The sequence below is a fragment of the Mesorhizobium sp. Cs1321R2N1 genome (genome assembly GCF_037179725.1).
Lineage (GTDB): Bacteria > Pseudomonadota > Alphaproteobacteria > Rhizobiales > Rhizobiaceae > Mesorhizobium > Mesorhizobium salmacidum.
Genome location: NZ_JAPYKP010000017.1, coordinates 1 through 25,775, shown reverse-complemented (window position 1 = coordinate 25,775; position 25,775 = coordinate 1). Strand labels below are relative to the sequence as shown.

At 63.7% G+C, this 25,775-nt stretch carries 24 protein-coding genes and 1 tRNA gene; 12 read left to right on the top strand and 13 right to left on the bottom strand.

What is annotated here, in order from left to right:
- Positions 1-20: 20 nt before the first annotated feature.
- From coaBC to ubiE, 3 genes are all read right to left on the bottom strand, one after another.
- Positions 21-1,493, bottom strand: a complete 1,473-nt coding sequence (gene coaBC, locus O7A61_RS07120; protein WP_337129141.1) for a bifunctional phosphopantothenoylcysteine decarboxylase/phosphopantothenate--cysteine ligase CoaBC — start codon at positions 1,491-1,493, stop codon at positions 21-23.
- 89 nt (positions 1,494-1,582) lie between these two features.
- Positions 1,583-3,157, bottom strand: a complete 1,575-nt coding sequence (gene ubiB / locus O7A61_RS07115; RefSeq protein WP_337129140.1) for a 2-polyprenylphenol 6-hydroxylase — start codon at positions 3,155-3,157, stop codon at positions 1,583-1,585.
- A 70-nt stretch (positions 3,158-3,227) separates the two neighbouring features.
- Positions 3,228-4,004 (bottom strand): bifunctional demethylmenaquinone methyltransferase/2-methoxy-6-polyprenyl-1,4-benzoquinol methylase UbiE, encoded by a 777-nt coding sequence (gene ubiE / locus O7A61_RS07110; protein ID WP_337129139.1) that lies wholly within the window; start codon positions 4,002-4,004, stop codon positions 3,228-3,230.
- 134 nt (positions 4,005-4,138) lie between these two features.
- Here ubiE and O7A61_RS07105 point away from each other — a divergent pair, with 134 nt between their 5' ends.
- From O7A61_RS07105 to O7A61_RS07095, 3 genes are all read left to right on the top strand, one after another.
- Entirely contained in the window at positions 4,139-5,113 is a 975-nt protein-coding gene (locus tag O7A61_RS07105) for an adenosine deaminase (RefSeq protein WP_027143011.1), read from the top strand.
- Positions 5,114-5,262: 149 nt separating this feature from the next.
- A complete protein-coding gene (gene upp, locus O7A61_RS07100; protein WP_015315749.1) occupies positions 5,263-5,892 on the top strand; it encodes a uracil phosphoribosyltransferase in 630 nt (209 codons plus the stop codon).
- 852 nt (positions 5,893-6,744) lie between these two features.
- Complete coding sequence (locus O7A61_RS07095) at positions 6,745-7,308, top strand: TIGR02281 family clan AA aspartic protease (protein WP_337129138.1); 564 nt, start codon at positions 6,745-6,747, stop codon at positions 7,306-7,308.
- Between the two features lie 7 nt (positions 7,309-7,315).
- On the opposite strand, the gene deoA is transcribed toward O7A61_RS07095, so the two are convergent.
- From deoA to O7A61_RS07065, 6 genes are read right to left on the bottom strand one after another with little or no spacing between them, the layout of a single operon-like run.
- Positions 7,316-8,635, bottom strand: a complete 1,320-nt coding sequence (gene deoA, locus O7A61_RS07090) for a thymidine phosphorylase (protein ID WP_337129137.1) — start codon at positions 8,633-8,635, stop codon at positions 7,316-7,318.
- Positions 8,635-9,444, bottom strand: a complete 810-nt coding sequence (locus O7A61_RS07085; RefSeq protein ID WP_337129136.1) for a purine-nucleoside phosphorylase — start codon at positions 9,442-9,444, stop codon at positions 8,635-8,637. The genes deoA and O7A61_RS07085 overlap by 1 nt, the downstream gene beginning before the upstream one ends.
- 47 nt (positions 9,445-9,491) lie before the next feature.
- The gene (gene cdd / locus O7A61_RS07080; RefSeq protein WP_337129135.1) at positions 9,492-9,884 is read right to left on the bottom strand and encodes a cytidine deaminase; all 393 of its coding nucleotides are present in this window, start codon (positions 9,882-9,884) and stop codon (positions 9,492-9,494) included.
- Between the two features lie 30 nt (positions 9,885-9,914).
- A complete protein-coding gene (locus O7A61_RS07075) occupies positions 9,915-10,886 on the bottom strand; it encodes an ABC transporter permease (RefSeq protein ID WP_140502929.1) in 972 nt (323 codons plus the stop codon).
- A gap of 1 nt (position 10,887) precedes the next feature.
- Positions 10,888-12,027 carry an ABC transporter permease gene (locus O7A61_RS07070; protein WP_027143003.1) on the bottom strand — a complete coding sequence of 380 codons (1,140 nt, stop codon included), beginning with the start codon at positions 12,025-12,027 and terminating at the stop codon, positions 10,888-10,890.
- The gene (locus O7A61_RS07065; RefSeq protein ID WP_337129134.1) at positions 12,024-13,556 is read right to left on the bottom strand and encodes an ABC transporter ATP-binding protein; all 1,533 of its coding nucleotides are present in this window, start codon (positions 13,554-13,556) and stop codon (positions 12,024-12,026) included. The genes O7A61_RS07070 and O7A61_RS07065 overlap by 4 nt, the downstream gene beginning before the upstream one ends.
- A gap of 213 nt (positions 13,557-13,769) precedes the next feature.
- Between O7A61_RS07065 and O7A61_RS07060 the strand changes: the two genes are divergently transcribed.
- Both O7A61_RS07060 and O7A61_RS07055 read left to right on the top strand, forming a co-directional pair.
- Entirely contained in the window at positions 13,770-13,979 is a 210-nt protein-coding gene (locus tag O7A61_RS07060) for a SlyX family protein (protein WP_442921053.1), read from the top strand.
- Between the two features lie 22 nt (positions 13,980-14,001).
- Positions 14,002-14,400: a hypothetical protein gene (locus tag O7A61_RS07055; RefSeq protein ID WP_337129133.1), complete on the top strand. Its 399-nt coding sequence runs from the start codon at positions 14,002-14,004 to the stop codon at positions 14,398-14,400.
- Here O7A61_RS07055 and O7A61_RS07050 read toward each other — a convergent pair.
- From O7A61_RS07050 to O7A61_RS07035, 4 genes are all read right to left on the bottom strand, one after another.
- Positions 14,379-14,855, bottom strand: coding sequence for a GNAT family N-acetyltransferase (locus tag O7A61_RS07050; protein ID WP_337129132.1), 477 nt, complete (start codon positions 14,853-14,855; stop codon positions 14,379-14,381). The two genes, O7A61_RS07055 and O7A61_RS07050, sit on opposite strands and share 22 nt — an antisense overlap.
- A 102-nt stretch (positions 14,856-14,957) precedes the next feature.
- Positions 14,958-15,947, bottom strand: a complete 990-nt coding sequence (locus O7A61_RS07045; RefSeq protein ID WP_140502920.1) for a BMP family lipoprotein — start codon at positions 15,945-15,947, stop codon at positions 14,958-14,960.
- A 244-nt stretch (positions 15,948-16,191) separates the two neighbouring features.
- Complete coding sequence (locus tag O7A61_RS07040) at positions 16,192-16,515, bottom strand: hypothetical protein (protein ID WP_140502918.1); 324 nt, start codon at positions 16,513-16,515, stop codon at positions 16,192-16,194.
- 132 nt (positions 16,516-16,647) lie between these two features.
- Positions 16,648-17,379 carry a hypothetical protein gene (locus tag O7A61_RS07035; RefSeq protein ID WP_337129131.1) on the bottom strand — a complete coding sequence of 244 codons (732 nt, stop codon included), beginning with the start codon at positions 17,377-17,379 and terminating at the stop codon, positions 16,648-16,650.
- A 373-nt stretch (positions 17,380-17,752) separates the two neighbouring features.
- Between O7A61_RS07035 and O7A61_RS07030 the strand changes: the two genes are divergently transcribed.
- From O7A61_RS07030 to O7A61_RS07000, 7 genes are all read left to right on the top strand, one after another.
- Positions 17,753-17,842: transfer RNA gene (locus O7A61_RS07030), tRNA-Ser, on the top strand.
- A 547-nt stretch (positions 17,843-18,389) separates the two neighbouring features.
- The gene (gene kdpF / locus O7A61_RS07025; protein ID WP_032919213.1) at positions 18,390-18,479 is read left to right on the top strand and encodes a K(+)-transporting ATPase subunit F; all 90 of its coding nucleotides are present in this window, start codon (positions 18,390-18,392) and stop codon (positions 18,477-18,479) included.
- Positions 18,480-18,504: 25 nt separating this feature from the next.
- Positions 18,505-20,208, top strand: coding sequence for a potassium-transporting ATPase subunit KdpA (gene kdpA / locus O7A61_RS07020; protein ID WP_337129130.1), 1,704 nt, complete (start codon positions 18,505-18,507; stop codon positions 20,206-20,208).
- Positions 20,209-20,215: 7 nt separating this feature from the next.
- Positions 20,216-20,431, top strand: coding sequence for a hypothetical protein (locus O7A61_RS07015; RefSeq protein ID WP_337129129.1), 216 nt, complete (start codon positions 20,216-20,218; stop codon positions 20,429-20,431).
- The gene (kdpB, locus tag O7A61_RS07010) at positions 20,428-22,521 is read left to right on the top strand and encodes a potassium-transporting ATPase subunit KdpB (protein ID WP_337129128.1); all 2,094 of its coding nucleotides are present in this window, start codon (positions 20,428-20,430) and stop codon (positions 22,519-22,521) included. The genes O7A61_RS07015 and kdpB overlap by 4 nt, the downstream gene beginning before the upstream one ends.
- Positions 22,522-22,532: 11 nt before the next feature.
- Positions 22,533-23,099 carry a potassium-transporting ATPase subunit KdpC gene (kdpC, locus tag O7A61_RS07005; protein ID WP_337129127.1) on the top strand — a complete coding sequence of 189 codons (567 nt, stop codon included), beginning with the start codon at positions 22,533-22,535 and terminating at the stop codon, positions 23,097-23,099.
- A gap of 53 nt (positions 23,100-23,152) precedes the next feature.
- The coding region (locus O7A61_RS07000; protein WP_337129126.1) for a sensor histidine kinase KdpD at positions 23,153-25,775 on the top strand (2,623 nt) is incomplete at its 3' end.

The window sequence follows — 25,775 nt, the reverse complement described above, 5'->3', positions numbered from 1 at the left end:
GGCGGCTCCGCCAACACTTGTCAGACGACGATCGTTTTCAACCGCGCGGCGATGAGCGCGGCGAGCCGCGCCGCCACCTCGTCCTTGGTCATTTCAGGCCATTCCTCAATGCCGGTCCTAGACACGATCCGGACCCGGTTGCGATCGCCGCCCATCACGCCTGAAGGACCGATGCCGCTGGTCTGCGACACATCGTTGGCGACGATGAGATCGGCACCTTTCTTGCTGAGCTTGGCCTCGGCGTTGCGCAAGAGATCCTGCGTCTCGGCGGCAAAGCCGACGACCAGGCCGGGTCGCCGCTCGTGGTGACCGACACCAGCCAGGATGTCGGGGTTCTCGACCATGCGCAGCACCGGCGGGCCTTCGCCCGCGACCTTCTTGATCTTCTCACCGGCCGAATTCTCGGTGCGCCAGTCGGCAACGGCGGCGACGAATACCGCGGCGTCGGCAGGCAGAAGCTGTTCCACCGCGTCGCGCATTTCCTGCGCTCGCTCGACATGGATGGTTTTCACGCCGGCTGGATCGGCAATGCTTACGGGACCGGAGACAAGTCGGATATCGGCGCCAAGCTTTGCCAATGCCGCGGCGATGGCGTGGCCCTGCTTGCCGGACGACCGGTTGGCGATATAGCGCACGGGATCGATCGGCTCGTGCGTCGGGCCTGACGTGACGATGATCCTGCGCCCCGCCAGCGGTTTGGGCCCGGCATCGAGCAGCGCCTCGACCGCGGCGACGATCTCCAACGGTTCGGACATGCGGCCTTCGCCGGCCTCGTTGCTCTCGGCCATCTCACCCTTGGCGGGGCCGACGAAGGTGATGCCGTCCTTGCCCAAGGTCGCGCGGTTGCGGCGGGTGGCGGGATGCGACCACATCTTCGGGTTCATGGCCGGGGCCATCAGCACCGGCTTGTCGGTGGCGATGAGCACGGTCGAGGCCAGATCGTTGGCATGGCCATTGGCGAGCTTGGCCATCAGGTCGGCGGTTGCGGGCGCCACCACCAGGAGGTCCGCCTCGCGCGATAGCCTGATGTGGCCGACATCGTGTTCATCGTTGCGGTCGAACATGTCGGTGAAGACATGGTCGGCGGAGAGCGCCCCGACCGACAGCGTCGTCACGAATTCCTGCGCCGCCGACGTCATGACCACCCGCACCGCCGCACCACGCTCGCGCAGCCGGCGGATCAGATCGAGCGCCTTGTAGGCGGCGATGCCGCCGCCGATGATGAGCAGGATGCGCTTGTTGGAAAGTGTGCCTCGCGGCAAGCTCTTGACTGCCAAGGCCGACGCCACGGTCGGGGCGCCTTGCGAAGTGGCCAGTTCAAGGAGGGCTTTCTCGATCTGATCGAGACGGCCAACCGGGCCGATCTGGCCGTCGACAGCGGCCCGCATCATCACCCGCGCCTGTTCTTCCATGGAGCGATCGTTTTCCGCCGCCAGCCGGCGCAGCAACTCCTTGACCTCATCATCAAGGTTGCGGATCGTGATGCTGGCCATATGATTGCACTCTACTCATCTTGCCCGATAGCGATGATAGCAATGCAATCAAATTGCCGCAAGCCGCAGGCTTCGGGAGTGACGGGGGCCTAAAGAAGCTTCCAGGCGATATAGACCAGCGTCAGCGCGATCACCCACAGCGCCACACGGCCAGAACGGCTGTAGCGTGCCTCGGCCTTGCCGATGGCGCGGGCGGTCGCCTCATCGAAGCGCAGGCCGTGCTCGGCCATCAGGTCGATCTCTCGCGACAGCCGTTCCGTACGGGCCGCGAGTTCCGGCGCCTGGCGGATCAGCGCCAGCATCGCCTTGCCGCCATCGCGCGCGTCGGTCAGCAAGCCGCGCGGCCCGAGGTTGCCGGCTATCCAGCCACTGACTACCGGCTCGGCGGTCCTCCACATGTTGAAAGCTGGATCGAGCGTGCGCGCCACGCCCTCGACCACCACCATCGTTTTCTGCAGCAGGATCAATTCAGGCCGTGTCGCCATGTCGAAGAGTTCGGTCACCTCGAACAGCAGCGTCAAAAGCTTGGCCATGGAAATGGTTTCGGCCGGCTGGCCGTGGATCGGCTCGCCGATCGCACGGATCGCCTGCGCGAAGGCGGAGACGTTGTGCTGGCGCGGCACATAGCCGGCCTCGAAATGCACTTCGGCGACGCGCAGATAGTCGCGTGTGATGAAGCCGTAGAGGATCTCGGCGAGGAAGCGGCGCTCCTTCTTGCCGAGGCGTCCGGCAATACCGAGATCGACGGCGACGATGGTGCCGTTTGCCTCGACGAACAAATTGCCCGGATGCATGTCGGCGTGGAAGAAGCCGTCGCGCAGCGTATGGCGCAGAAAGGACTGGATGAGATTGGCGGCGATCGCCTTCAGGTCATGGCCGGCGGCTTCGAGGCCGGCGAGGTCGTTCATCTTGACGCCGTCGACCCATTCCATGGTCAGCACGTCGCGACCGGTGCGTTCCCAGTCCACCGAAGGGACGCGAAAGCCAGGGTCTTCCCTGGTGCTTTGGCCAAGTTCCGAGAGCGCGGCCGCTTCGAGGCGCAGGTCCATCTCGATCCTGGTGGTCTGCGCCAGCGTCTCGGTTACTTCGACCGGCCTTAGCCGGCGCGACGACCGTATGTATTTTTCCTGCAGGTGGGCGGCGAGGAAATAGCTTTCGAGGTCGTGGAAGAAGCGGCGGCGCACGCCTGGCCGGATGACCTTGACCGCTACCTTCCTGGCGACGCCGCCATCGACGGTTTCAGCGGCATGGACCTGAGCGATGGAGGCGGCGGCGACCGGGTCGCCGAATTGCTTGTAGAGATCGCCGAGCTTGCGTCCGAGCGAGGCTTCGATCGCCGCGACCGCCTCGGCCGTCGGGAAGGTGTGCATCTTGTCCTGCAGCATGGCGAGATCGAGCGCCATGTCGTTGCCGACGACATCGGGCCGCGTCGCCAGGAACTGGCCAAGCTTGACATAGGATGGGCCGAGCCGGACCACTGCCTTGGCCAGCCGGTCGCTGCGCTCATAGGCAAGCGCGCGGCGGCGGGTGAACAGCCGCGCCAGACGCCAGCCGAATTTCGGCAGGCCGGACAGTTCCTCGCCGGGCAAGGCAGCGACGACGCCCTCGCGCACCAGCACCCAACCGGCCCGTACGAGCCGGAACCCCGCGCTGACGGTGCTCATGGCCGCGTCCGCCCCACCGGTTCATTGAACTGGCGCAAGGCACGTCGCGTGTTGGAGATGGGCGACGACGTCAAAGCTTCCAGCCCGAATGCAGGGCCGCTATGCCGCCTGAATAGTTGCGGAAGGAGACGCGATCGAAGCCGGCGCGGGCAATCATCGCCGCGAAGTTTTGCTGATTGGGGAATTTCGCGATCGATTCGACCAGATAGGAATAGGGCTCGCCATCGCCGGTGACCAACTTGCCGATCCTGGGAATGGCATTGAACGACCAGGCTTCGTAGACCTTGTCGAGCAACGGCATCTCGACCTCGGAAAACTCCAGGCACAGAAGGCGGCCGCCGGGCTTCAGCACGCGGAACGCCTCGCCCAGGGCCACGTCGATATGCGGGACATTGCGAATGCCGAACGCGATGGTGTAGGCGTCGAAGCTGGCGTCAGCGAAGGGCAGTTCCTCGGCGTTGGCCTCGACGAAATCGGTGTTGCCGGACAGGCCCTTCTTTTCGGCCCTGTCACGGCCGACAGCGAGCATCGAGCCGTTGATGTCGAGCACGGTGGCATGGGCATGGGCATGGCTGGCATCGACGATGCGGAAGGCGATGTCGCCGGTGCCGCCGGCAACATCGAGCACACGCCAGCCCGAGCGCTTGGGCGGATTGAGCCAGGCGATCATGGCATCCTTCCACAGCCGGTGCAGGCCGCCTGACATCAGGTCGTTCATCAGGTCGTAGCGATTGGCGACCTTGCGGAAAACATCGTTGACGAGGGACTGCTTCTCGCCTTCCCCTACACGCTTGAAACCATAGGAGGTTTCCATGCCGCCGGCGGCCGTGGTTCTCTCAACTGACATTTTTTTGATCCGTCATAAAACCGGCGGGACCATAGCCGATCGATGATGCGGGCGCTATTGTTTAAGGCGCGGTGTTCAGCCGCGCTTCCAGGTGGTGGGTTTTCAAGACCTGGACTGACCGACGGGATGTTTGAATGCCTTTGAAAGCGGAACTGCACTGCCACATCGAAGGGGCAGCGGCGCCAGATCTCGTCATCCGCCAGGCGCAGAAATACGGCAAGGATACCTCGCCCTATATCCAGAACGGGTCCTTCGTCTGGCAGGATTTCACCTCCTTTCTCGCGGCTTACGATTTTTCCGCCGACCTGTTCCGGACCGAGGAGGATTACGCGCGGCTGGCCGACCATTATCTGACCAGCCTGGCCCGCGACGGGGCAATCTACTCCGAGGTGTTCACCTCGCCGGACCACGCGACGAAAGCCGGGCTGTCGCCCAAGGCCTACACCGATGCGCTCGGCGAAGGCATGCTGCGCGCCAAGGCCAAGACCGGCATAGAGGGCCGCATGATCGTCACCGGCGTGCGCCATGTCGGCGTCGAATCGATCGAGCGGGCGGCACGCTTCGCGGCGCGCTGCGGCCATCCGCTGGTCACCGGTTTCGGCGTCGCCGGCGACGAGCGCACGGGCGACATGGAAGACTATGTCAGGGCTTTCGAGATCGCGCGGGAGGCCGGGCTCGGCATCACCGTCCATGCCGGCGAACTGACGGGCTGGGAGACTGTCCAGGCGGCACTCGACCATATCCGCCCGTCGCGCATCGGGCATGGCGTGCGCGCCATCGAAAATCCCGACCTTGTCCGGCGAATCGCTGACGAGGGCGTCGTGCTGGAGTGCTGCCCCGGTTCCAACATCGCGCTCAAGGTCTTCGACAGTTTCGCCGACCATCCGTTTCCGGCCCTGCAGGCGGCGGGCTGCAAGGTGACGCTCAACTCCGACGACCCACCCTATTTCTGGACCTCGCTGAAGCGCGAATACGACATTGCGGCGGAGCATTTCGCGATGAATGAGAAAGCGCTCGCCGCGGTCACCAGGACGGCCATCGAGGCGGCTTTCGTCGACCGCAAGACCAAAGCGGCGCTTCTTGCCCGGCTGAACAGCGCCGCTCGCTGATTTCTTCCGACAAAGCTGTGGTCGATGCGGGCCAAGCGGTTCCTTGGCCGGTCCAATACCGCTAGGGTTCGCCCAAGCAGCTTGAAGCGCGACACGTCCGAAAGGGTCCATGCGCGCGGTTTCGGGCGACACCGCATCAGGAGAACATCATGAAGGGCGTCACCGTCGTCGACCATCCGCTTGTCCAGCACAAGCTGACCATCATGCGCAAGAAGGAGACCTCGACGGCCGGCTTCCGGCGGCTGCTGCGCGAGATTTCGCTGCTGCTCGGCTATGAGGTCACCCGCAATCTCGAACTGACGACGACCACGATCGAAACGCCCATGGAGACAATGGAAGCTCCGACGCTGGAGGGCAAGAAACTGGTCTTCGCCTCGGTGCTGCGCGCCGGCAACGGCCTGCTCGAAGGCCTGCTTGACCTGGTGCCGGCGGCCCGCGTCGCCCATGTCGGCCTCTACCGCGATCACGAGACGCTGGAGGCTGTCGAGTATTTCTTCAAGGCGCCGAGCGACCTCGCCGACCGGCTGGTCATCGTCGTCGACCCGATGCTTGCGACAGCCAATTCGGCGATCGCGGCGATCGACAAGTTGAAGGAGCGCGGCGCCACCAATATCCGGTTCCTGTGCCTGCTGGCGGCGCCCGAAGGCATCGAGCGCTTTACCAAGGCGCACCCGGATGTTCCGGTCTTCACCGCGTCCATCGATCGCCAACTCAACGAGAAGGGCTACATCATGCCTGGCCTCGGCGACGCCGGCGACCGCATGTACGGGACGAAATAGACTGTCGGATCGTCTTAGGTCTATAGAACGTCCCCGTACCGGCGAATTGAGCAGTAGTTTTCGGGCCTCCAGGTATTTTCGTCATGTTACCCATACTCGGATTCTTGCCTCGATTAAGGCGCCCCACGAAAGACACAAGGCCGATCTTCATCAGTGGGACGGGGAGGGCTGGAACCACTTATCTTGTCGAGCTGCTAACAGAGCTTGGTCTGGATACCGGCGAATGGTCGGCGACAGATTATTCTCCGAAAGCCCGAGCCGGCCTGGAAAGAGGGATCTTTGATCCGTGTGGCCCGAGAATAATCAAGAGTCCATTTCTATGTGAGAATGTGGACGCGGTCTTGGCTGCTGGCATTAAGATAGATCACGTCGTCATTCCGGTCCGACGGTTTGACGATGCCGCGGCCAGTCGAGCTTACGTGCAGGAAATAACAACTGGCTCGCCAGACGGCTCCCCGGTTGCGGGAGGACTGTGGGAGACGGACCATGCGGATGAACAGATTGGCGTTTTGTATCGCAAGTTCGCAAATCTGATTGAATCATTGTCAAGAAACGACATTCCAATGACGCTAATCTCCTTCCCACGTAGCGCAACGGATCCCCAATACCTATTTGGCAAACTGTCGTCTCTAATGCCAGGCGTTAGCGAATCCATGTTTCAGCAGGCGTTTTCACGAATAGCGAAGCCGTCATTGATCCATAAATTCGCATAGGCCAGGAGCAACACTACTGATACAGGCTGGCGATTCCCCGGCCCGATACGGTTTGTTTACGAAAACCTGCGGTTTCGGCCCGTGTTAAAAAAGCAAACATCATGACGTGGTAAATGTCGACTTTCACAAAGGCCGATCCATGCTGCGCAAGCTTCTCATTCTCAGCGTCTTTGCCGGTGCGTCGGCATCGATCCCGGTTGTCTACCAGTCAAATCCGCGAATATTCGAAGACCTGCTGAAATCGGCGGTGACGGCCAAGCCTGGGGCCGAGACGCAACCCGAGGCCAGTCTGGCGTCTGTTCCCGACAAGCCGGTGGCGCCGCTGCCGACCGGCCGCAAGGTTGTGGTTGCGGCTGACGGGCGCGGACACTTCTCGTCCACCTTCAAGCTCAACGGCCGTCAGGTCGACGGCATGATCGACACCGGCGCGACGCTGGTGGCGGTCAATACGTCGACGGCGCGCAGGATCGGGCTGTCGCTCAATCCTTCCGATTTCAGTCATGAGGTCAGCACCGCCAACGGCGTTATCAAGGCCGCGGTGGTGATGATCGACCGCCTGCAGATCGGCAGCATCAGCGTCGACGGTGTGCAGGCGATCGTGCTCGACGACAAGGCACTGCGCACCAACCTGATCGGCATGAGCTTTCTCAGCCGGCTCGGCAAATATCAGGCCGAGAACGGCACATTGCTGCTGGTTCAGTAGGGTCCACTCAGTCGCGCGGCAGAATCCGCCGGATGACCGACTTGTCGGCGGCAGGCTTCAAAGCACCGATCGCATAGGCTGAAAGCACGGCCGCGGCAGCCGCCTCGGCATCGGAGGGTGAGCGGGCGTGGATCAGCGCCAGCGCATCTCCGGCGTTTACTTCCGCGCCTATGGGCAGCAGCCTGGTGATGCCGACCGCGGGGTCGACCTTGTCGTCGGGCCGTGTGCGCCCGCCGCCCAGCCCGACCACCGCGAGGCCGATGTCGCGGGTGGCTATGCCGGTAACGAAGCCGTCCGTCGTCGCCTTGACCGCGAATTCCGTTGCCGCCCCGGGCAGGTACTTTTCCGGCTTCTCGATGAAATCCGCAGGGCCGCCAAGCACGGTCACCATGCGCGCGAAGGTAACGGCGGCGCGGCCGCTGGCGAGCGTCTCGTTGGCGCGGCGCATCCCGTCCTGGTTGGACGATACCAACCCTGCCGACTGCAGCATTTCAGCGGCAAGCGCCAGCGTCACGTCCTCCAGCCGCCGGTCGCGGAAGCGGCCGGTCAGGAAATCGACGGCGTTGCGCACCTCGACGGCATTGCCGGCGGCCGAGGCCAGCGGTTCGTTCATGCCGGTGATCAGCGCCGAGACCTTCAGCCCGGCGCCGCTGGCGACCTCGACCAGACTGTTGGCGAGCGCGGTCGCATCGCGGGATTTCTCCATGAAGGCGCCATTGCCGAGCTTGACGTCGAGCACCAGCGATTGCAGGCCTGCCGCGAGCTTCTTCGACAGGATCGATGCGGTGATCAGCGGCACCGATTCCACGGTTCCGGTGACGTCGCGGATGGCGTAAAGCCGGCGATCGGCAGGTGCCAGATCGGCGGTCTGGCCGATGATGGCGCAGCCTGTTTCCAGCACCGTCTTGCGGAACAGCGCGATGTCGGGCTGGCTGATGTAGCCGGGAATGGCATCCATCTTGTCCAGCGTGCCGCCAGTATGGCCGAGACCTCGGCCCGAGATCATCGGCACATAGGCACCGCAGGCGGCGACGATCGGCGCCAGCATCAGCGAGACATTATCGCCGACACCGCCCGTCGAATGTTTGTCGGTGACGGGGCCCGGCAAATCCGACCAGTCGAGCACGTCACCGGAATCACGCATGGCAAGCGTCATCGCCACGGCCTCGTCGCGGTTCATACCGTTTAAGAATACCGCCATGGCGAAGGCCGCGACCTGGCCGTCGGTTATGGTGCCCGACGTCACGCCGTCGATGAAGGCGGCGATTTCGTGAGGCGCCAGCCTATGGCCGTCGCGCTTGTGACGGATGATTTCCTGCGGAAGCATCAGCTCTCCAGCAGCCCGTCACGGAACACGCGCTGCAGCACCGTTGCCAGCCGCGAACCGCCAACCGGCGCCATGTCCTTGGTTTCCTGGTGCGAAAGCTCGGCGCCGGTCATGCCGGCGGCCAGGTTGGTGATGACCGAGCAGGCGGCGACGCTCAGGCCGAGGAAGCGGGCGAGAATGACTTCCGGCACGGTCGACATGCCGACGGCATTGGCGCCCATGATGCGCGCCATGCGGATTTCGGCCGGCGTCTCGAAGCAGGGGCCCGAGAACCACATATAGACGCCCTTGTGCAGCGCCGTGCCGGTCGCCTTCGCCGCGCGTTCGATCGCGTCGCGGATGCCGGCATCATAAGCTTCGGTGAGGCCGACGAAACGGCGGTCGCTCGGCTCGCCGATCAGCGGATTGGTGCCGGAGAAATTGATGTGGTCGGTGAGCAGCATCACCGAGCCCGGCGGCATATCGGGATCGACCGAGCCGGCTGCGTTGGTGAGGATCAGTTTCGTGATGCCGATGCCGGCAAGCACTTCCAGCACCGGCCGCATCGCCGCCGCAACGCCATGCTCGTAGTAGTGGGCGCGGCCGGACAGCATCAGCACCGGAACGCCGGCAAACAGCCCGGCCACCACTTCGCCGGCATGGCCGCTGACGCCGCTCCGGGGAAAGCCGGGCAGGTCGGCATAGGAGACGCGGATGGGATTCTCGATCCGGTCGACCAAGCCGCCCAGGCCCGAACCCAGCACCAGCGCGGTCGACGGCGCCAGGCCGTCGAGCCTTTCGATAAGATGGTCCAGCGCCTTTTCCGTCATGTCGGCCTACGTTTCATTTGAGCCAGCTTGTTATTTGAGCCAGCTTTTCATTTGAGAATATCGCCGCGAAAACCATAGGGCAGCATGTCGCCCATCGTGACTGTTTCTGCGACGCCCGTAGCGTCGCAGAGATAGAGTTTCGTTTCCGGACGGCAGAATTCGGCCAGCCGCTGGCGGCAGCCGCCGCAAGGCGAGCATTTGGCCATGCGTTCGGCAAGGACGGCGATTTCCACGATCTTGCCGCCGCCGGCCATGACGTAATGGCCAAGCGCTGTGGTCTCGGCGCACCAGCCTTCCGGATAGGAGGCGACCTCGATGTTGGCGCCGGTGAAGACGCGTCCGTCCTCGGTGCGCAAGGCGGCACCCACCGGGAATTTCGAGTAGGGCGCATAGGCCTTGGCCATGGCAGTCTTGGCCGCTTCGAACAGATCATGCGACATTCAGTTGCTTCTCCGATGTGCTCTCGACCCTTAGCGTTCCTTGACATAAGGCACGCCGCCGGCACGCGGCGGGATGGCCTTGCCGATGAAGCCGGCGAGCAGGATGACGGTCAGCACATAAGGCAGCGCCTGCATGAACTGCACCGATACCTTGCCGACAATGGGCAGCGGTGTCCCCTGCAGGCGGATCGACGCCGCGTCGAGGAAACCGAACAGCAAGCAGGCGAACATGGCGTTGACCGGCTTCCATTTGGCGAAGATCAGCGCGGCCAGCGCGATGTAGCCCTTGCCGGCGGTCATGTCCTTCACGAAGCCACCATTCTGCACCATCGACAGATAGGCGCCAGCGACGCCGGTGAGGATGCCGGTGCAGATCAGCGCGCGGTAGCGCAGCCAGGCGACCGAGATGCCGGCGGTGTCGACCGCGGCCGGATTTTCGCCGACCGCGCGCAGCCGGAGACCGAAGCGCGTGCGAAACAGCACCCACCAGGTGAACGGCACCATCGCAAAGGCGAAATAGACGAGGATCGAATGGCCGGAGATCAGTTCGGCATAGATCGGACCGATGACAGGCACGTCCCTGGCCGCGTCGGCGCCAGGCCAGATGATCGCCTCGAACCGCTCGCCCGGTTGCAGCGCCGGCGTGCGGCCACCCTGCTGGAACCAGGCTTGGCCGAGGATGATGGTCGATCCGGCGGCGACGAAGTTGATCGCCACGCCCGAAACGATCTGGTTGCCGCGATGGGTGATCGAGGCAAAGCCGTGCACCAGCGCGAAGGCGACAGAGATCAGGATCGCCATGCCGAGACCGATGAGCGCCGAATGGAACACGGAAGCCGCGGCAGCACCCGCGAAGGCGCCGACCAGCATCTTGCCTTCGAGGCCGATGTCGAAAATGCCGGCCCGCTCCGAATAGAGGCCGGCGAGGCAGGCAAGCAGCAGCGGCACCGACAGGCGGATGGTCGAGTCCAGCACCTGGATGATTGCGTTGAAGATATCCATTTCAGGCACCCTTCCCGGTGACCGCCTGCATGCCCACCGATTTCGGGCTGAACGAAGCGAACAGAGCCTGGATATAGGGCCTGAACATGTGCTCCAGCGCGCCGGCGAAGAGGATGACCAACCCTTGAATGATGACGATCATGTCGCGGCTGATCGCCGGCATCTCGAAGGCGAGTTCGGCGCCGCCCTGGTAGAGCATGCCGAACAGGATCGCCGCCAGCACGATGCCGACCGGATGCAGGCGGCCCATCAGCGCCACGGCGATACCGACGAAACCGGCGCCCGAAACAAAGTCGATCGCGACATTGTGCTGGTCGCCCATCACCGGATTGAGCGCCATCATGCCGGCCAGCGCGCCCGAGATCATCATCGCGGTAATGATGATGCGGGTTTCCGAAATGCCGGCATAGCGAGCCGCCTTCGGGCTGTGGCCATAGGTGCGCATCTCGTAGCCGAGCCTGGTGCGCCAGATCAGCAGCCAGACCAGGAAGGCCATCACCAGCGCCAGCAGGAAGCAGACATTGAGCGGCGCCGAGCGGATCTTGGCGCCGAACAGTTCGATGATCCAGTTTAGCTTCGGCAGTTCCGCGCCGGCGAGGAAGTTGCGCGTCTGCGGCGCCTGCGACCCCGCCGGTTTCAACGGACCGACCAGCAGGTAGACCATGATCGATGCGGCGATGAAGTTGAACATGATCGTCGTGATGACGATGTGCGAGCCGCGCCTGGCCTGCAGATAGGCGGGGATCAGCGCCCACAATGCGCCCACAAGCGCCGAAGCGACGATGGCCAGCGGAAATGTCAGCCACCAGGGCAGCGTGCTGTCGAAGGAAAGACAGACGATGGCGATACCGAGGCCGGCGATGTAGGCCTGTCCCTCGGTGCCGATGTTGAACAGGCCGCAATGCGCCGCTACCGCCACCGAAAGCCCGGTGAATATGAAGGTCGTGGCATAGAACAGGGTGAAGGCGATGCCTGTTCCCTTGCCGAAGGCGCCTTCGACCAGGATGACGGCGGCGCGGAACGGGTTTTCGCCGACCAGCATGACGACGAAGCCGGCGACGATGAAGGCGACCGACAGGTTGATCAGCGGGATCAGCCCGTAGTCGGCCCAGGCCGGCAATTTGGCGTAAGGGGTGCTCATTGCGCGGCCTCCTGATGTTCGACACCGGCCATCAGCAAGCCAAGCTCGCCTTCGGTTGCGTCGGGGCCGCGCTCGCCGACGATGCGGCCGGCAAACATCACCAGGATACGGTCGGAAAGCGAACGGATCTCGTCGAGCTCGACCGAGACCACCAGCACCGCCTTGCCCTGGTCGCGCATGGCGATCAGGCGCTTGTGGATGAATTCGATGGCGCCGACATCGACGCCGCGCGTCGGCTGGCCGACGATCAGCACGCCCGGGTCCTGTTCGATTTCACGTGCGAGCACGATCTTCTGTTGGTTGCCGCCGGAGAAATTGGCGGTCTTCAGGCGCGGATTGCCGGGACGGATGTCGTATTTCTCGATCTTGTCCTTGGCATCGGCCATGATGGCATCGATGTTGAGGAACGGCCCTTTGAGGTAGCGGGGATCGTCATGGTAGCCGAGGATGGAATTCTCGTTCTCCTCGAAGGCCAGCACCAGCCCGACGTGGTGGCGGTCTTCCGGCACGTGGGCGAGGCCGCGGTCGCGCAATTCGCCGGGATCGGCCTTGCCGGTGAGATCGATCGGCTTGCCCTCGAGCATCACCGAACCGGAAACGGCATGCCTGATGCCGGAAATCGCCTCGAGCAGCTCGGATTGGCCGTTGCCGGCGACGCCGGCGATGCCGACGATCTCGCCGGCGCGCAAATCGAAGGAGACGTCGTCGACCATGGTGACGCCGCGGGAATCCCTGACCGTCAGGTTCTTGACCGCGAGCTTGACGGCACCGGCCTCGGCCTCGCCCTTTTCGACCCTCAGCAGCACGCGCCGCCCGACCATCAGTTCCGCCAGTTCCTCGACAGTGGTTTTCCTGGTCTCCCTGGTCGCCACCATCGTGCCCTGACGCATCACCGACACGGTGTCGGTGATGGCCATGATCTCGCGCAGCTTGTGGGTGATCAGCACCACCGTCTTTCCCTGTTCCTTCAATTGCCTGAGGATGCGGAACAGGTGGTCGGCCTCGGCCGGCGTCAAAACGCCCGTCGGTTCATCGAGGATCAGGATTTCGGCGCCGCGATAAAGCGCCTTCAGGATTTCGACACGCTGCTGCAGGCCGACCGGCAGTTCTTCGATGATCGCATCGGGATCGACTTCCAGCCCGTATTCGCGCTCCAGCCGGTCAAGCTCGGAGCGCGCCTTGGCGATGCTGCTCTTCAGAAGCGCATCGGTTTCGGCGCCGAGGATGATGTTCTCCAGCACAGAGAAATTGTCGACCAGCATGAAATGCTGGTGCACCATGCCGATGCCGAGCGCGATCGCGTCGTTGGGGGTCTTGATCGACGCCGGCTGGCCGCCGACACGAATCTCGCCGCTGTCGGCCTGGTAGAAACCATAGAGGATCGACATCAGCGTCGACTTGCCGGCACCGTTCTCGCCGACGATGCCGTGGATGGTGCCGCGCGCGATCTCCAGATTGATGTCGCGGTTGGCGCGCACCGCGCCAAAACTCTTGTTGATGCCGATCAATTCGATTGCGGCTTGCGCCATGCAGCCCGTCCCACTCTTATTTTTTATCGCTTGGTCAAGACGCCTAGCATGACGCTCCGCCCGTGCCAATTGTCCGGAGCCGCCCCCACTCTCGACAAATCCCCGCGCGCTTGTCAATTTCGAACGTGGCCGAAGCTCTCGCATTCGCTAATATGGCGAGGTCGATTTGACGTTGCGGCGCAAGGTGTCGCGGTACAGAACTGAGGACTTTGCATGATCATGCCCGCCGACCGGCTGACGACACTGGAAATCCGCGCCGCCGAGCAGGAGAAGACCATCGAGGAACTGTCGGTCCAGATCGCCGAGCAGTGGAAGGTGATCGAACGCATGCAGCGCAAGCTCGATGCGCTGACCGACCGCTTCCTGGCGCTTGAAGAGCAGGCGGCATCGGATGTGCCGGTGACCAAACCGCCACACTGGTGAGGAAAAGGGGAGGGTCCTGGCCATGGCCGGTGAAAGCGACCGCATCGCAAGGGCCGGCGACTATGTGCTCGGCCTGATGAACGATGCCGAGCGCGAGCGGGCCGAGCGCGATCTCGAGATCGATCCTGCCTTCCGCGACGCCGTGGCGCAGCTCGCCGAACGCATGCATGTTTTCGACCGCGCCGAAAAACCAACCGGCGCCAATCATTGGGCGCTGGTTAGGCAACGCCTCGCCGAATTGCCGCAAATGCGCAGCGTTGGCCTGGGCGGCAACGATGCCAAGTCACCGACAGTGATCCGAAGCTTGTCCCGGCCACCACACGGCGTTGGCGTGCACGCGCTTGGCGGCTGGCTTGGACTTGTGGTCGCTGTCGGGCTGATTGCGGCCTTCGCGCTCGGCTATCTCGTGGGGAAACTGTGATCCAGCCGGCGCGACATCAGCATCATCGTTTCGCCGCCCTGCTCGCACACCTCGACCGTTTCCCAGCCGAGTGCCGCGTAGAACTCGCGCGCTTGCCATGTGTAGAGGTAGAGCATCTCGACGCCGACTGACGCCGCATGCGCTTCGATCGCCTTGACCAGCGCGGTGCCGGTTCCCTTGCCTTGATGAGCGGCATCAACGACAAGCCCGGCCAGCCATGGTGTCACATCATGCGCCGGTTCCAGTTCATGGTGCACCAGCAGGCAGGTGCCGACCGGCACATCGTTGACACGGGCAACCAAAGCCGTTTCAAAGCCGTCGCTGGTCAGAAGGTTGCGGAGCCCTGCCGCATCCTCTTCCAGCGTCCTTCCCGTGCCCTCGAAGAAGGCGGCAATCCGCAGTCGCGCCACGACGTCGATGTCATGCTCGCGCATGGGTTCGATCGTTGGCTGCATTCCTCGCTCCCTGTGCCATTTGCGAGTTTCGTCCGATCAGGCAAAAGCAAAACCGCCGGGCGTTGCCCGGCGGTTCCAGTCATTGCCGTACGGCGCCGCCGATCAATAGGGGCAGGCGTTGTCGGCGGTGTAGTCGTGGACCTTGACCGTGCCGGCGATGATGTCGGCCTTGGCCTTTTCGACCGCCGCCTTCATCTCTGCCGTTACCAGCGCCTTGTTGTTGTCGTCCATGGCGTAGTCGACGCCGCCTTCCTTGAGGCCGAGATTCTCGACGCCACCCTTGAAGGTGCCGTTCTTGCCGTCCATGAAGGCGGTGTAGACGGCAACGTCGACGCGCTTCAGCATCGAGGTCAGCACCTTGCCGGGCTGCAGGCCGTTCTGGTTAGAATCGACACCAATGCCGAGCTTGCCGGCATCGGCGGCTGCCTGCAGCACGCCAACGCCGGTGCCGCCGGCGGCCGCGTAGACAACGTCGGCGCCCTGGTCGATCTGCGTCTTGGCGATCTCGCCGCCCTTGGCCGGATCGTTCCACGCCGCCGGCGTGTCACCAGTCATGTTCTGGATGACGTCGGTCGCGCCGGCCGACTTGGCGCCGCCGACATAGCCGCATTCGAACTTGCGGATCAGCGGGATGTCCATGCCGCCGACGAAGGCAACCTTCTTCGACTTCGACGCCATCGCCGCCATGATGCCGACGAGATAGGAACCTTCATTCTCCTTGAACACCAGCGAGCGGACATTGGGCAGGTCGACGGCATCGTCGATGATGGCGAAGTTGAGGTCCGGGTATTCGGCCGCGACCTTCTTCAGCGCATCCTCCCAGGCAAAGCCGGCCATAACGATCGGGTTGTGGCCGTCCTCGGCGAAGCGGCGCAGCGCCTGCTCGCGCTGCGAGGCGTTCGACACTTCGAACTCGACATAAGGGGTGCCGGTCTCGGTCTTGAACTTCTCGGCGCCGTGATAGGCAGCCTCGTTGAAGGATTTGTCGAATTTGCCGCCCAGGTCGTAAAGGATGGCCGGCTGGACATCCGCGGCGAAAGCCGGAAGAACCATTGCGGTTGCGGCCAGGAGGCCGAGAACGATACGTTTCATGTGATCCACACCCTGTCGGTTATTTTTTCCGTTACGCACCGCCTGCCTGCCCGGTTCTCCGGCCGGCAAACGACGTCAGCCAGGAGTGTATTCCCCTCCCGCTCCCGGGCAATCTGGCACGGCCCGAAACAAAATTCACGCGGAATTTTGACCTTTTGGAAAAGCGTGTCGCGGGCAAGCCACACAGCGATCTGACCTTGTGTGCAAGCCGTCGGGAGGCGGCCGGAATGGTGCAGGCGATGGGTCAGTTCGCCGCGAACTGTCCGGTGCGCCGCTGCCGCCGGTAGCCGATGGCGTAAAGCAGGAAGGCCAGCACCGCGAATACGGCAAAGCCCGGCTGGTTGAGCACCCAGGCGATGACGCCATCCCACAGCAGCGGACTGGCCTTGGTGCGGACGAAGCCTTCGAAAGCGGCCCGCGTGTCCGGCGAGACGGCCAGCCAGCTCGCGTTGAGGGGGGTCAGCACAAGGGCCGAAGCCGCCACCGTGCGCGTCGTGTCGAGCACCGCCATGATGACGGAAACCGACAGCGCGACCATGGCTGCAAGACGAAAGACGAAGCGAAACATCAAGGCTCTCCCCCGGTCCCTCCTGGACGCTAACCAGGAGACCTCCGGCACATGTCCCGAAACCAGAAATAGAATGCGTGCGGCTTGTCCGCAATCGCGATACGTGAATTTGAAGGTCCGTGCTTCTGAACTCTATGCGGCCGGCGTGCGCCGGCGGCGGTGAACGAGCAAGACGGCAAGAATGCCCCCGGCAATGGCGCCGACCACCAGCCCGGCCAAGCCGATGAAGGCGGCAAAGTAGCCGCAGCCGCCCTCGAAGCAACTGACCTCGGCGACATCGGCGATCACCGAGCCAGCCAGGAAGCCGCCAACGGCGCCGATGACCGCGCCCAGAATGATGCCGAGCAAGGCAGCGACGATGGAAACGAAGACCGACGGCGCTTCCGCCCGCTGCCTGGCATAGACGCCTTCGGCGCCGGAGCCGCGGCGCAGCAGATAAATGCAGAGCAGGCCGATGGCGATTTCGGCGCCGCCTATGAGCAAGCTCCTGGCGGAGAAGACGAAATCGGGCACAGCAAGCACATAAGCCAGCCTCGCCAGCACCCAGACGATGGTCGTCACCTGCCAGATGATGAAGTGGCGCGGGAAACGCGCCGAGCGGCCAAAGGCAAGGCCGAGAAGGTAGAGTCCCCACAGAATGGTGATGATGTCGACGGCAAGCCCGCCGAGGAGGAAATAGAAGATCCTGTCCGGCAGGCCGGAATTGCCGGTCAGCCACCAGGCCGAGGCCAGGCCGTAGACCGACCAAGCCATGACGAAGATGAGCCAGCCCACCGGCACGTAGGACAGCCCGCTGTCCGGGTGCCCTGTCGGCGCCTGTCCACTGTCCGGCGTTCCGCCCGGTTTTTCACTGCTTGAAGACATCTCCGGACGATGCCCCCCCCGCAAAGCCTCCGCTTCACTCGACAGGTGGGCCGCGGCGAAGTCAAGCGCGGCCGGCCCTACGGCCATGGCTGTGCACATCATTCGGGCGGCGGCTTGAAAAACGGGTGCGACGCAGCTTGGCGAAGCTATGTGTGGCCGGCAAAGCGAATAGACCGCCGTTATGGCTTGGCATTCGGCGCGGGATCGACTAGATGAGCCCCGCGCCTGTTGCTTTGACGGCTCAGGTGCGAAGGGAAGGTGTTTGCTGGTTGGCGGCACCCACGGCGCTGATATAGCGTACCGGTATCCCTGAAGGGACCGCATTGTCCCCAACCCGCGCGGCGAAACCGGCCATCGCGAAAAATGCAAGGACGGAGAGGTGGCCGAGTGGTTGAAGGCGCACGCCTGGAAAGTGTGTTTACGGGAGACCGTAACGCGGGTTCGAATCCCGCTCTCTCCGCCATAATCGCTTGATTTCCCGGCTAATTTGAAATTTTTCAAAACTTGCCCGCCAAGAAGCCCTGTCATCGGAAATGCCATTGGATGCGTCTGCGTGCAACAGCATCCTACAGCGCGTCACTGCGTTAGGCCGCAATTCCCGCCTGGCGTTGGCTTGGGATGGTCCTTTGCCGCTTTCACAATCCTGATAATCGGTGCCGCCTCCAAACCGTGGCTCGCTGGTCGTCGTCGAAGGCGACCTCTATCGCCGGTGGCCCGCCGCCTACCCCGAAACCTTTATAAAATTCCTACTTCTTTGCCATCCGTCCCGTCTCGAACCTTTATGGCGATCGGGTCCATATAACGCGCCGACAGAAGCTTTGAATGCTGTCGCCATCGAGGCGACGAACAAGCGCGAGCGGTTTTTGGCCTCTTCGATTGTGGCCGAAAGACAGTGAAAGCAAGGAAGGCAATCATGGACGTCATTGTTCTCGGGATCGGGGTTTTGTTCTTCGCCCTGTCCCTCGTCTACGTCAAAGCCTGCGACAGAATCTGAGCGGAAGGGTCGAGTCATGCTTTTCGATTACATCCTCGGTGGTGGCGTGACCTTGTTCCTGCTCGCCTACCTCACCTACGCCCTCATTCGTCCAGAGCGTTTCTAATCCACCGGCGCACGGAAGCTACATCATGACCATGAACGGATGGATACAGATCCTCCTCTATTGCGGGATCCTCGTTTTGCTGGTGAAGCCGCTCGGCTTCTACATGCACCGCGTCTTCAAAGGTGATCGCACGCCGCTTTCGCCGATCTTCCGCCCGCTCGAACAGGGGCTCTACCGCATTTGCGGAACCAGCGAGCGCGAGGAACAGCACTGGGCCAGCTATGCGGTGGCGCTGCTCATGTTCAACCTGGCAGGCTTCCTGGTGCTCTATGTCCTGCAGCGTCTGCAGGGCGGCCTGCCTTACAATCCGGCTGGCATGAGCGCGGTCGACCCGGCGCTCGCCTTCAACACCGCCGCCAGCTTCATGACCAACACCAACTGGCAGAACTACGGCGGCGAAAGCACGATGTCCTACCTCGTGCAGATGGCCGGCCTGACTGTCCAGAATTTCGTTTCGGCCGCCACAGGCATTGCCGTTGCGATCGCGCTGATCCGCGGCTTTGCCCGCGCTTCCGGAAGATCGATCGGCAATTTCTGGGTCGATATGACGCGCGCCACGCTTTATGTGCTTTTGCCGCTCTGCGTCGTGCTTACCCTTGTCTATGTCTGGCTCGGCATGCCGCAGACGCTCGGGCCTTACGTCAACGCCACCACGCTGGAGGGCGCCAGGCAGACGATCGCGCTCGGCCCGGTCGCCTCACAGGTCGCCATCAAGATGCTCGGCACCAATGGCGGCGGGTTCTTCAATGCCAACGCGGCACATCCATTCGAAAACCCCGATGCCATCTCCAACCTGATCCAGATGCTGTCGATCTTCGTCGTCGGCGCTGCCTTGACCAACGTCTTCGGCCGCATGGTCGGCAATCAGCGTCAGGGCTGGGCGATCCTGGCCGCCATGGGCGTGCTGTTCATCGCCGGCGTCGCCGTCTGCTATTGGGCCGAAGCGGCGGGCAATCCGCTCGTCCATGCGCTCGGCATCGACGGCGGTAACATGGAAGGCAAGGAGACCCGTTTCGGCATCGCACTCTCGGCGCTGTTCGCGGTCATCACCACGGCGGCCTCCTGCGGCGCGGTCAACGCCATGCATGACAGCTTCACCGCGCTCGGCGGCATGATCCCTCTCATCAACATGCAGCTCGGCGAAGTCATCGTCGGCGGCGTCGGCGCCGGTTTCTACGGCATGCTGATGTTCATCCTGATCGCCGTCTTCGTCGCCGGCCTGATGGTTGGCCGAACGCCCGAATATCTCGGCAAGAAGATCGAGGCCAAGGAGGTCAAGATGGCGATGCTGGCCATCCTGTGCCTGCCTCTGGCGATGCTGGTCTTCACCGCCATCGCGGTGGTGCTGCCGAGCGCGGTGGCCTCGATCGCCAATGGCGGGCCGCACGGCTTCTCCGAAATCCTCTACGCCTACACCTCGGCGGCGGCGAACAACGGTTCGGCCTTCGGCGGCCTCAGCGGCAACACGCCCTGGTACAACATTACGCTCGGCATCGGCATGCTGATGGGCCGTTTCCTGGTCATCATACCGGCGCTCGCCATCGCCGGCGCGCTGGCGGCGAAGAAGACCGTGCCCGCCTCGGCCGGCACCTTCCCGACCGACGGACCGCTGTTCGTCGGGCTGCTGGTCGGCGTCATCGTCATTGTCGGCGGCCTGACCTTCTTCCCGGCGCTCGCCGTCGGACCTGTTGTCGAGCACCTGGCAACGATTCATGGACAAACATTCTGAGGCAGACATGTCCTGGTTCAGCAACAAGCGCCGCAATGTCAGGCATCGGGCCGATCTGGGGAAGGAGGGAATGCCGCCTCCTTTCCCGACCCTGTCGACATTTCTTGGGCTTGCCGCTGCCATGATCGCGCTCTGGCTGCTGGCCTACGGGCTTCCTCATCTTTTTCCGGCATCCGACCAATCGGTGCCGCACATCAATACTGAAGCCGGAGCTTCAAAATGAGCCAGTCAAAATCGGCCAGCATCATGGATGCCGGCATCCTGTGGCCCGCCATCGGCGGTGCCTTCCGCAAACTCGATCCGCGCACGCTGGCCCGCAATCCGGTCATGTTCGTCGTCGCCGTCGTGTCGGCGCTGACATCGGTGCTGTTCGTCAAGGACCTCATCACCGGTGGCGGCGATCTGCGCTTCACGCTGCAGATCATCATCTGGCTGTGGTTCACGGTGCTGTTTGCCAATTTCGCCGAAGCCGTCGCCGAGGGGCGCGGCAAGGCGCAGGCGGATTCGCTGCGCAAGGCGCGCACCGAAACCCAGGCCAAGCTTTTGACGGGCGAGGATCGCACCAAGTTCAAGCTGGTGCCCGGCACCGGTTTGAAGGTCGGCGACATCGTCCTCGTCGAGGCCGGCGACATCATCCCGTCCGACGGCGAGGTGGTGGAAGGCGTCGCCTCGGTCAACGAGGCGGCGATAACGGGCGAGTCCGCGCCGGTCATCCGCGAATCCGGCGGCGACCGCTCGGCGGTCACCGGCGGCACACAGGTGCTCTCCGACTGGATCCGCGTGCGCATCACCGCCGCCGCCGGCCATACTTTCCTCGATCGCATGATCTCGCTGGTCGAAGGCGCCGAGCGCCAGAAGACGCCGAACGAAATCGCGCTCAACATCCTGCTCGTCGGCATGACGCTGATCTTCGTGCTGGCCACCGCGACCATCCCGAGCTTTGCCTCCTACTCGGGCGGCTATATCTCGGTGACCGTGCTCGTCGCGCTGTTCGTGACCCTTATCCCGACCACGATCGGCGCACTGCTGTCGGCCATCGGCATTGCCGGCATGGACCGCCTGGTGCGCTTCAATGTGCTGGCCATGTCGGGCCGCGCCGTCGAAGCCGCCGGCGACGTCGACACGCTGCTGCTCGACAAGACCGGCACAATCACGCTCGGCAATCGCCAGGCGACCGAGTTCCGCCCGGTCAGGGGCGTCAGCGAGCAGGAACTGGCCGACGCGGCACAGCTTGCCTCGCTCGCCGACGAGACGCCGGAAGGCCGCTCGATCGTGGTGCTGGCCAAGGAGAAATATGCCATCCGTGCCCGCGACATGGCGACATTGCACGCCACGTTCGTGCCCTTCACGGCACAGACCCGCATGAGCGGCGTCGACGTAGACGGCTCTTCGGTGCGTAAGGGCGCGGTCGATTCGATCCTGACCTATGTCAGCCAGCCGACATCAGCCACACATGGCACACGGCCCGGAAGCGATACCTTGCGCGACCTGCAGGCGATCGCCGACGAGATCGCCAAATCGGGCGGCACGCCGCTGGCGGTCGAGAGGGACGGGCGGCTGCTCGGCGTCGTCCACCTCAAGGACATCGTCAAGGGGGGTATCCGCGAGCGCTTCGCCGAACTGCGCAGCATGGGCATCCGCACGGTGATGATTACGGGCGACAATCCGATGACGGCGGCAGCCATAGCGGCGGAAGCCGGCGTCGACGACTTCCTTGCCCAGGCAACGCCCGAGGACAAGCTGAAGCTGATCCGCGACGAACAGGCCAAGGGCAAGCTGGTCGCCATGTGCGGCGACGGCACCAACGACGCGCCAGCCCTTGCGCAGGCCGATGTCGGCGTGGCCATGAACACCGGCACGGTCGCCGCCCGCGAGGCCGGCAACATGGTCGATCTCGACAGCGATCCGACCAAGCTGATCGAGATCGTCGAGATCGGCAAGGCGCTGTTGATGACGCGCGGCTCACTGACCACCTTCTCGATCGCCAATGACGTCGCCAAGTATTTTGCCATCATCCCGGCCATGTTCGCCGTCTTCTACGTTGCGCCCGGCCAGACGACGGGCCCGTTACAGGCGCTCAACATCATGCACCTTGCGACACCGCAGAGCGCCATCCTGTCGGCCATCATCTTCAACGCGCTGATCATCATCGCGCTGATCCCGCTGTCGCTGCGCGGCGTGAAGTACAGGGCGATCGGCGCCGGTGCGCTGCTCAGCCGCAACCTTCTCGTCTACGGCCTCGGCGGCATCGTCGTGCCGTTCGTCGGCATCAAGATAATCGACATGGCCGTCACGGCCCTCGGCCTTGCATAAGGATCATTCCGATGCTCAAGCAAATCAGACCCGCGATCATCATGATCGCCTTCTTCACCGTGCTGACCGGGCTCGTCTATCCCATCGGCATGACCAGCATCGCCCAGGCGCTGTTCCCGCGCCAGGCCAATGGCAGCCTGATCGGGAAGGACGGCAAGGTGGTCGGCTCCGAACTGATCGGCCAGGCCTTCGCCAGCGACAAGTATTTCCACGGACGACCTTCGGCGGCGGGCAATGGCTATGATGCCGGCGCCTCGGGTGGCTCCAATCTCGGCCCGACCAATCCGAGGTTGATCGAGCGCATCAAGGACGATGCCGAAAAGCTGAAGGCGGAAAATCCGAATGCGCCGGTGCCGATGGACCTTGTGACCACATCCGGCAGCGGCCTTGATCCGCAGATCAGCCCCGAGGCCGCCTATTTCCAGGTTCCGCGCGTGGCCAAGGCCAGGGGCATCGACGAAGCCAAGGTCAAGGCGCTCGTCGACAGCCAGGTCGAGGACCGGGAGTTTGGCGTGCTCGGCGAGCCGGCGGTCAATGTGCTGGCTCTCAACCTGGCGCTGGATGCCGCGAATAGGTAATGGCCGGCGCCGGGGATCGACACGGTCCCCGGCGCCATTCATGATCGGACCCGATGCCGGACAACAGAAGCTACGTCGAAAACAGACCATCTCCCGACGCGCTGCTAGAGCATGCCGGGCGGGAAGAGCGCGGCCGTCTGCGCATATTCCTGGGGGCGGCGCCGGGCGTCGGCAAGACTTACGAGATGCTGATGTCGGGCCGTGCCAGGCTGGCCGACGGCGTCGACGTGGTGATCGGCGTGGTCGAGACGCATGGCCGCAAGGAAACCCGGGCCCTGGTCGAGGGGTATGAAGTCATTGCCCGCCGCAAGGTCGATTACAGGGGGCGTGTCCTCGACGAGATGGATATCGACGCCATCCTTGCCCGGCGTCCGGCGCTGGTCCTGGTCGATGAACTCGCCCACACCAACGCGCCCGGCAGCCGCCACCCCAAGCGCTATCTCGACGTCCAGGAAATCCTGGCGCGGGGCATCGACGTCTATACGACGCTCAACATCCAGCATGTCGAAAGCCTGAACGACGTCGTCGCCCAGATCACGCGGGTCAGGGTGCGCGAGACGGTGCCCGATTCCATCATCGACCAGGCCGACGATGTCGAAATCATCGATCTGACGCCCGACGACCTGATCAAGCGGCTGGAGGAGGGGAAGGTCTATTTCCCCAACACGGCGCAGCGTGCCGTCGAGAACTATTTTTCGCCGGGCAATCTGACCGCGTTGCGGGAATTGGCGCTGCGGCGTACCGCCCAGCGCGTCGACGAGCAGTTGCTCAACCACATGCAGTCCCACGCCATCCAGGGACCGTGGGCTGCCGGGGAACGGGTTCTCGTCTGCGTCGATGCGCATCCGGGCGGGGCGGCCCGCATTCGCTACGCACGCAGGCTGGCCGACAGGCTTCGTGCGCCATGGACGGCACTTCATGTCGACACGCCTCGCTCGGCCGGCATGTCCGAGGACGACAAGGACAAGCTCGCCACACTCCTGCGCCTGGCCGAGCAGCTCGGTGCCGAGGTGACGACCATTCCGGGCCAGAGCGTCGCGCAGGACATCGTTCGCCATGCGACGGCGAACAATTTCACCCACATCGTGGTCGGCAGGCCGACCCGGTCGCGCTGGCGGGAACTGATCGAGGGATCGCTCACCTATGATCTGATCCGCAATGCCGGCGACATCAGCGTCCATGTCATCTCCGGAACGGAGCGGGACACCGAGACGCCTTCCAGGAGAGTGAGCGCGGCAGCCGAGCAGAGGCAGTTTGAGGCCAAGCCGTATTTGCTCGCCACGGCTTACGTTGCCGGATCATTGGCCGTCAGCACTGTTCTCGACCAGTTCCTCGACGTTCGCAACCTGGCGATCGTCTTCCTGCTCTCCGTGCTGACATCGGCGGTGGCCGGTGGTCTCTGGCCGGCGCTTTACGCCTGTTTCCTCAGTGTCCTTGCCTTCAACTATTTTTTCCTCGAGCCGCGCTACACGCTGACGATCCGGGATCCCGAGAGCATCGTTGCGATTGCCGTCTTCGTCGCCGTTGCCGTCATCGCCAGCAACCTGACGGCGCGCGTCCAGCGTCAGGCCGCCGCCGCCCGCTCACGGGCGCGGGCAACCGAGGACATCTATCTGTTCTCCAAGAAGCTCGCCGGCGCCGGCACGCTCGATGACGTGCTCTGGGCCACCGCCTTCCAGATAGCCTCGATGCTGAAGCTGCGCGTGGTACTGCTGCTGCCGGAAGACGGCACCATCACCGTCAAGGCAGGCTATCCGCCCGACGACACGCTGGCCGAGGCCGACATCGCCGCCGCCCGCTGGGCCTGGGAGCATAACCGCGCCGCCGGACGCGGCGCCGACACGCTGCCCGGCGCCAAGCGCCTCTATCTTCCCTTGCGTACGGGACGCACGGCAATCGGCGTCGTCGGTCTCGACAATGACAAGCAGGGCCCCCTTTTGACGCCCGAGCAACAGCGGCTGCTCGACGCGCTGGCAGACCAGGCGGCGGTGGCGATCGAACGCGTCCAGCTCGTCGCCGATGTCGACCGCGCCAAGCTGGCCGCCGAAGCCGACCGGCTGCGCTCGGCGCTGCTGACCTCGATTTCGCATGACCTGAAGACGCCGCTCGCGGCCATCATGGGGGCGGCCGGCACACTCAAGGAGTTCGCGCCCGACCTGCCCGAGCAGGACAGGGCGGAGCTTCTGTCGACGGTGATCGACGAATCGGAACGGCTGAACCGCTTCATCGCCAATCTGCTCGACATGACCAAGATCGAGTCCGGTGCGATGGAGCCGAACTCCGCCCTTCACTATCTGGGAGATATCGTCGGCACGGCACTCGACCGTGCCCGCAAGATCGCCAGTGAACACAAGATCGAGGTCGATATTCCCCCCGACCTGCCGATGCTGAGGCTCGATCCCGTGTTGTTCGAGCAGGTGCTGTTCAACCTTCTAGACAATGCGTCGAAGTATTCGCCGCCGGGCTCGGCGATCCGCGTCCAAGCCTGGGCCGACAATGGCTCAGTCGTCGTGCAGATCATGGATGAGGGGCTGGGCATTCCGGCGCAGGACCTGGAGCGCGTGTTCGACACCTTCTACCGGGTGCGCAAGGGCGATCAGGTGCGCGCCGGCACCGGGCTCGGCCTGTCGATCTGCCGTGGCTTCGTCGAGGCGATGGGCGGCACGATCGCGGCCA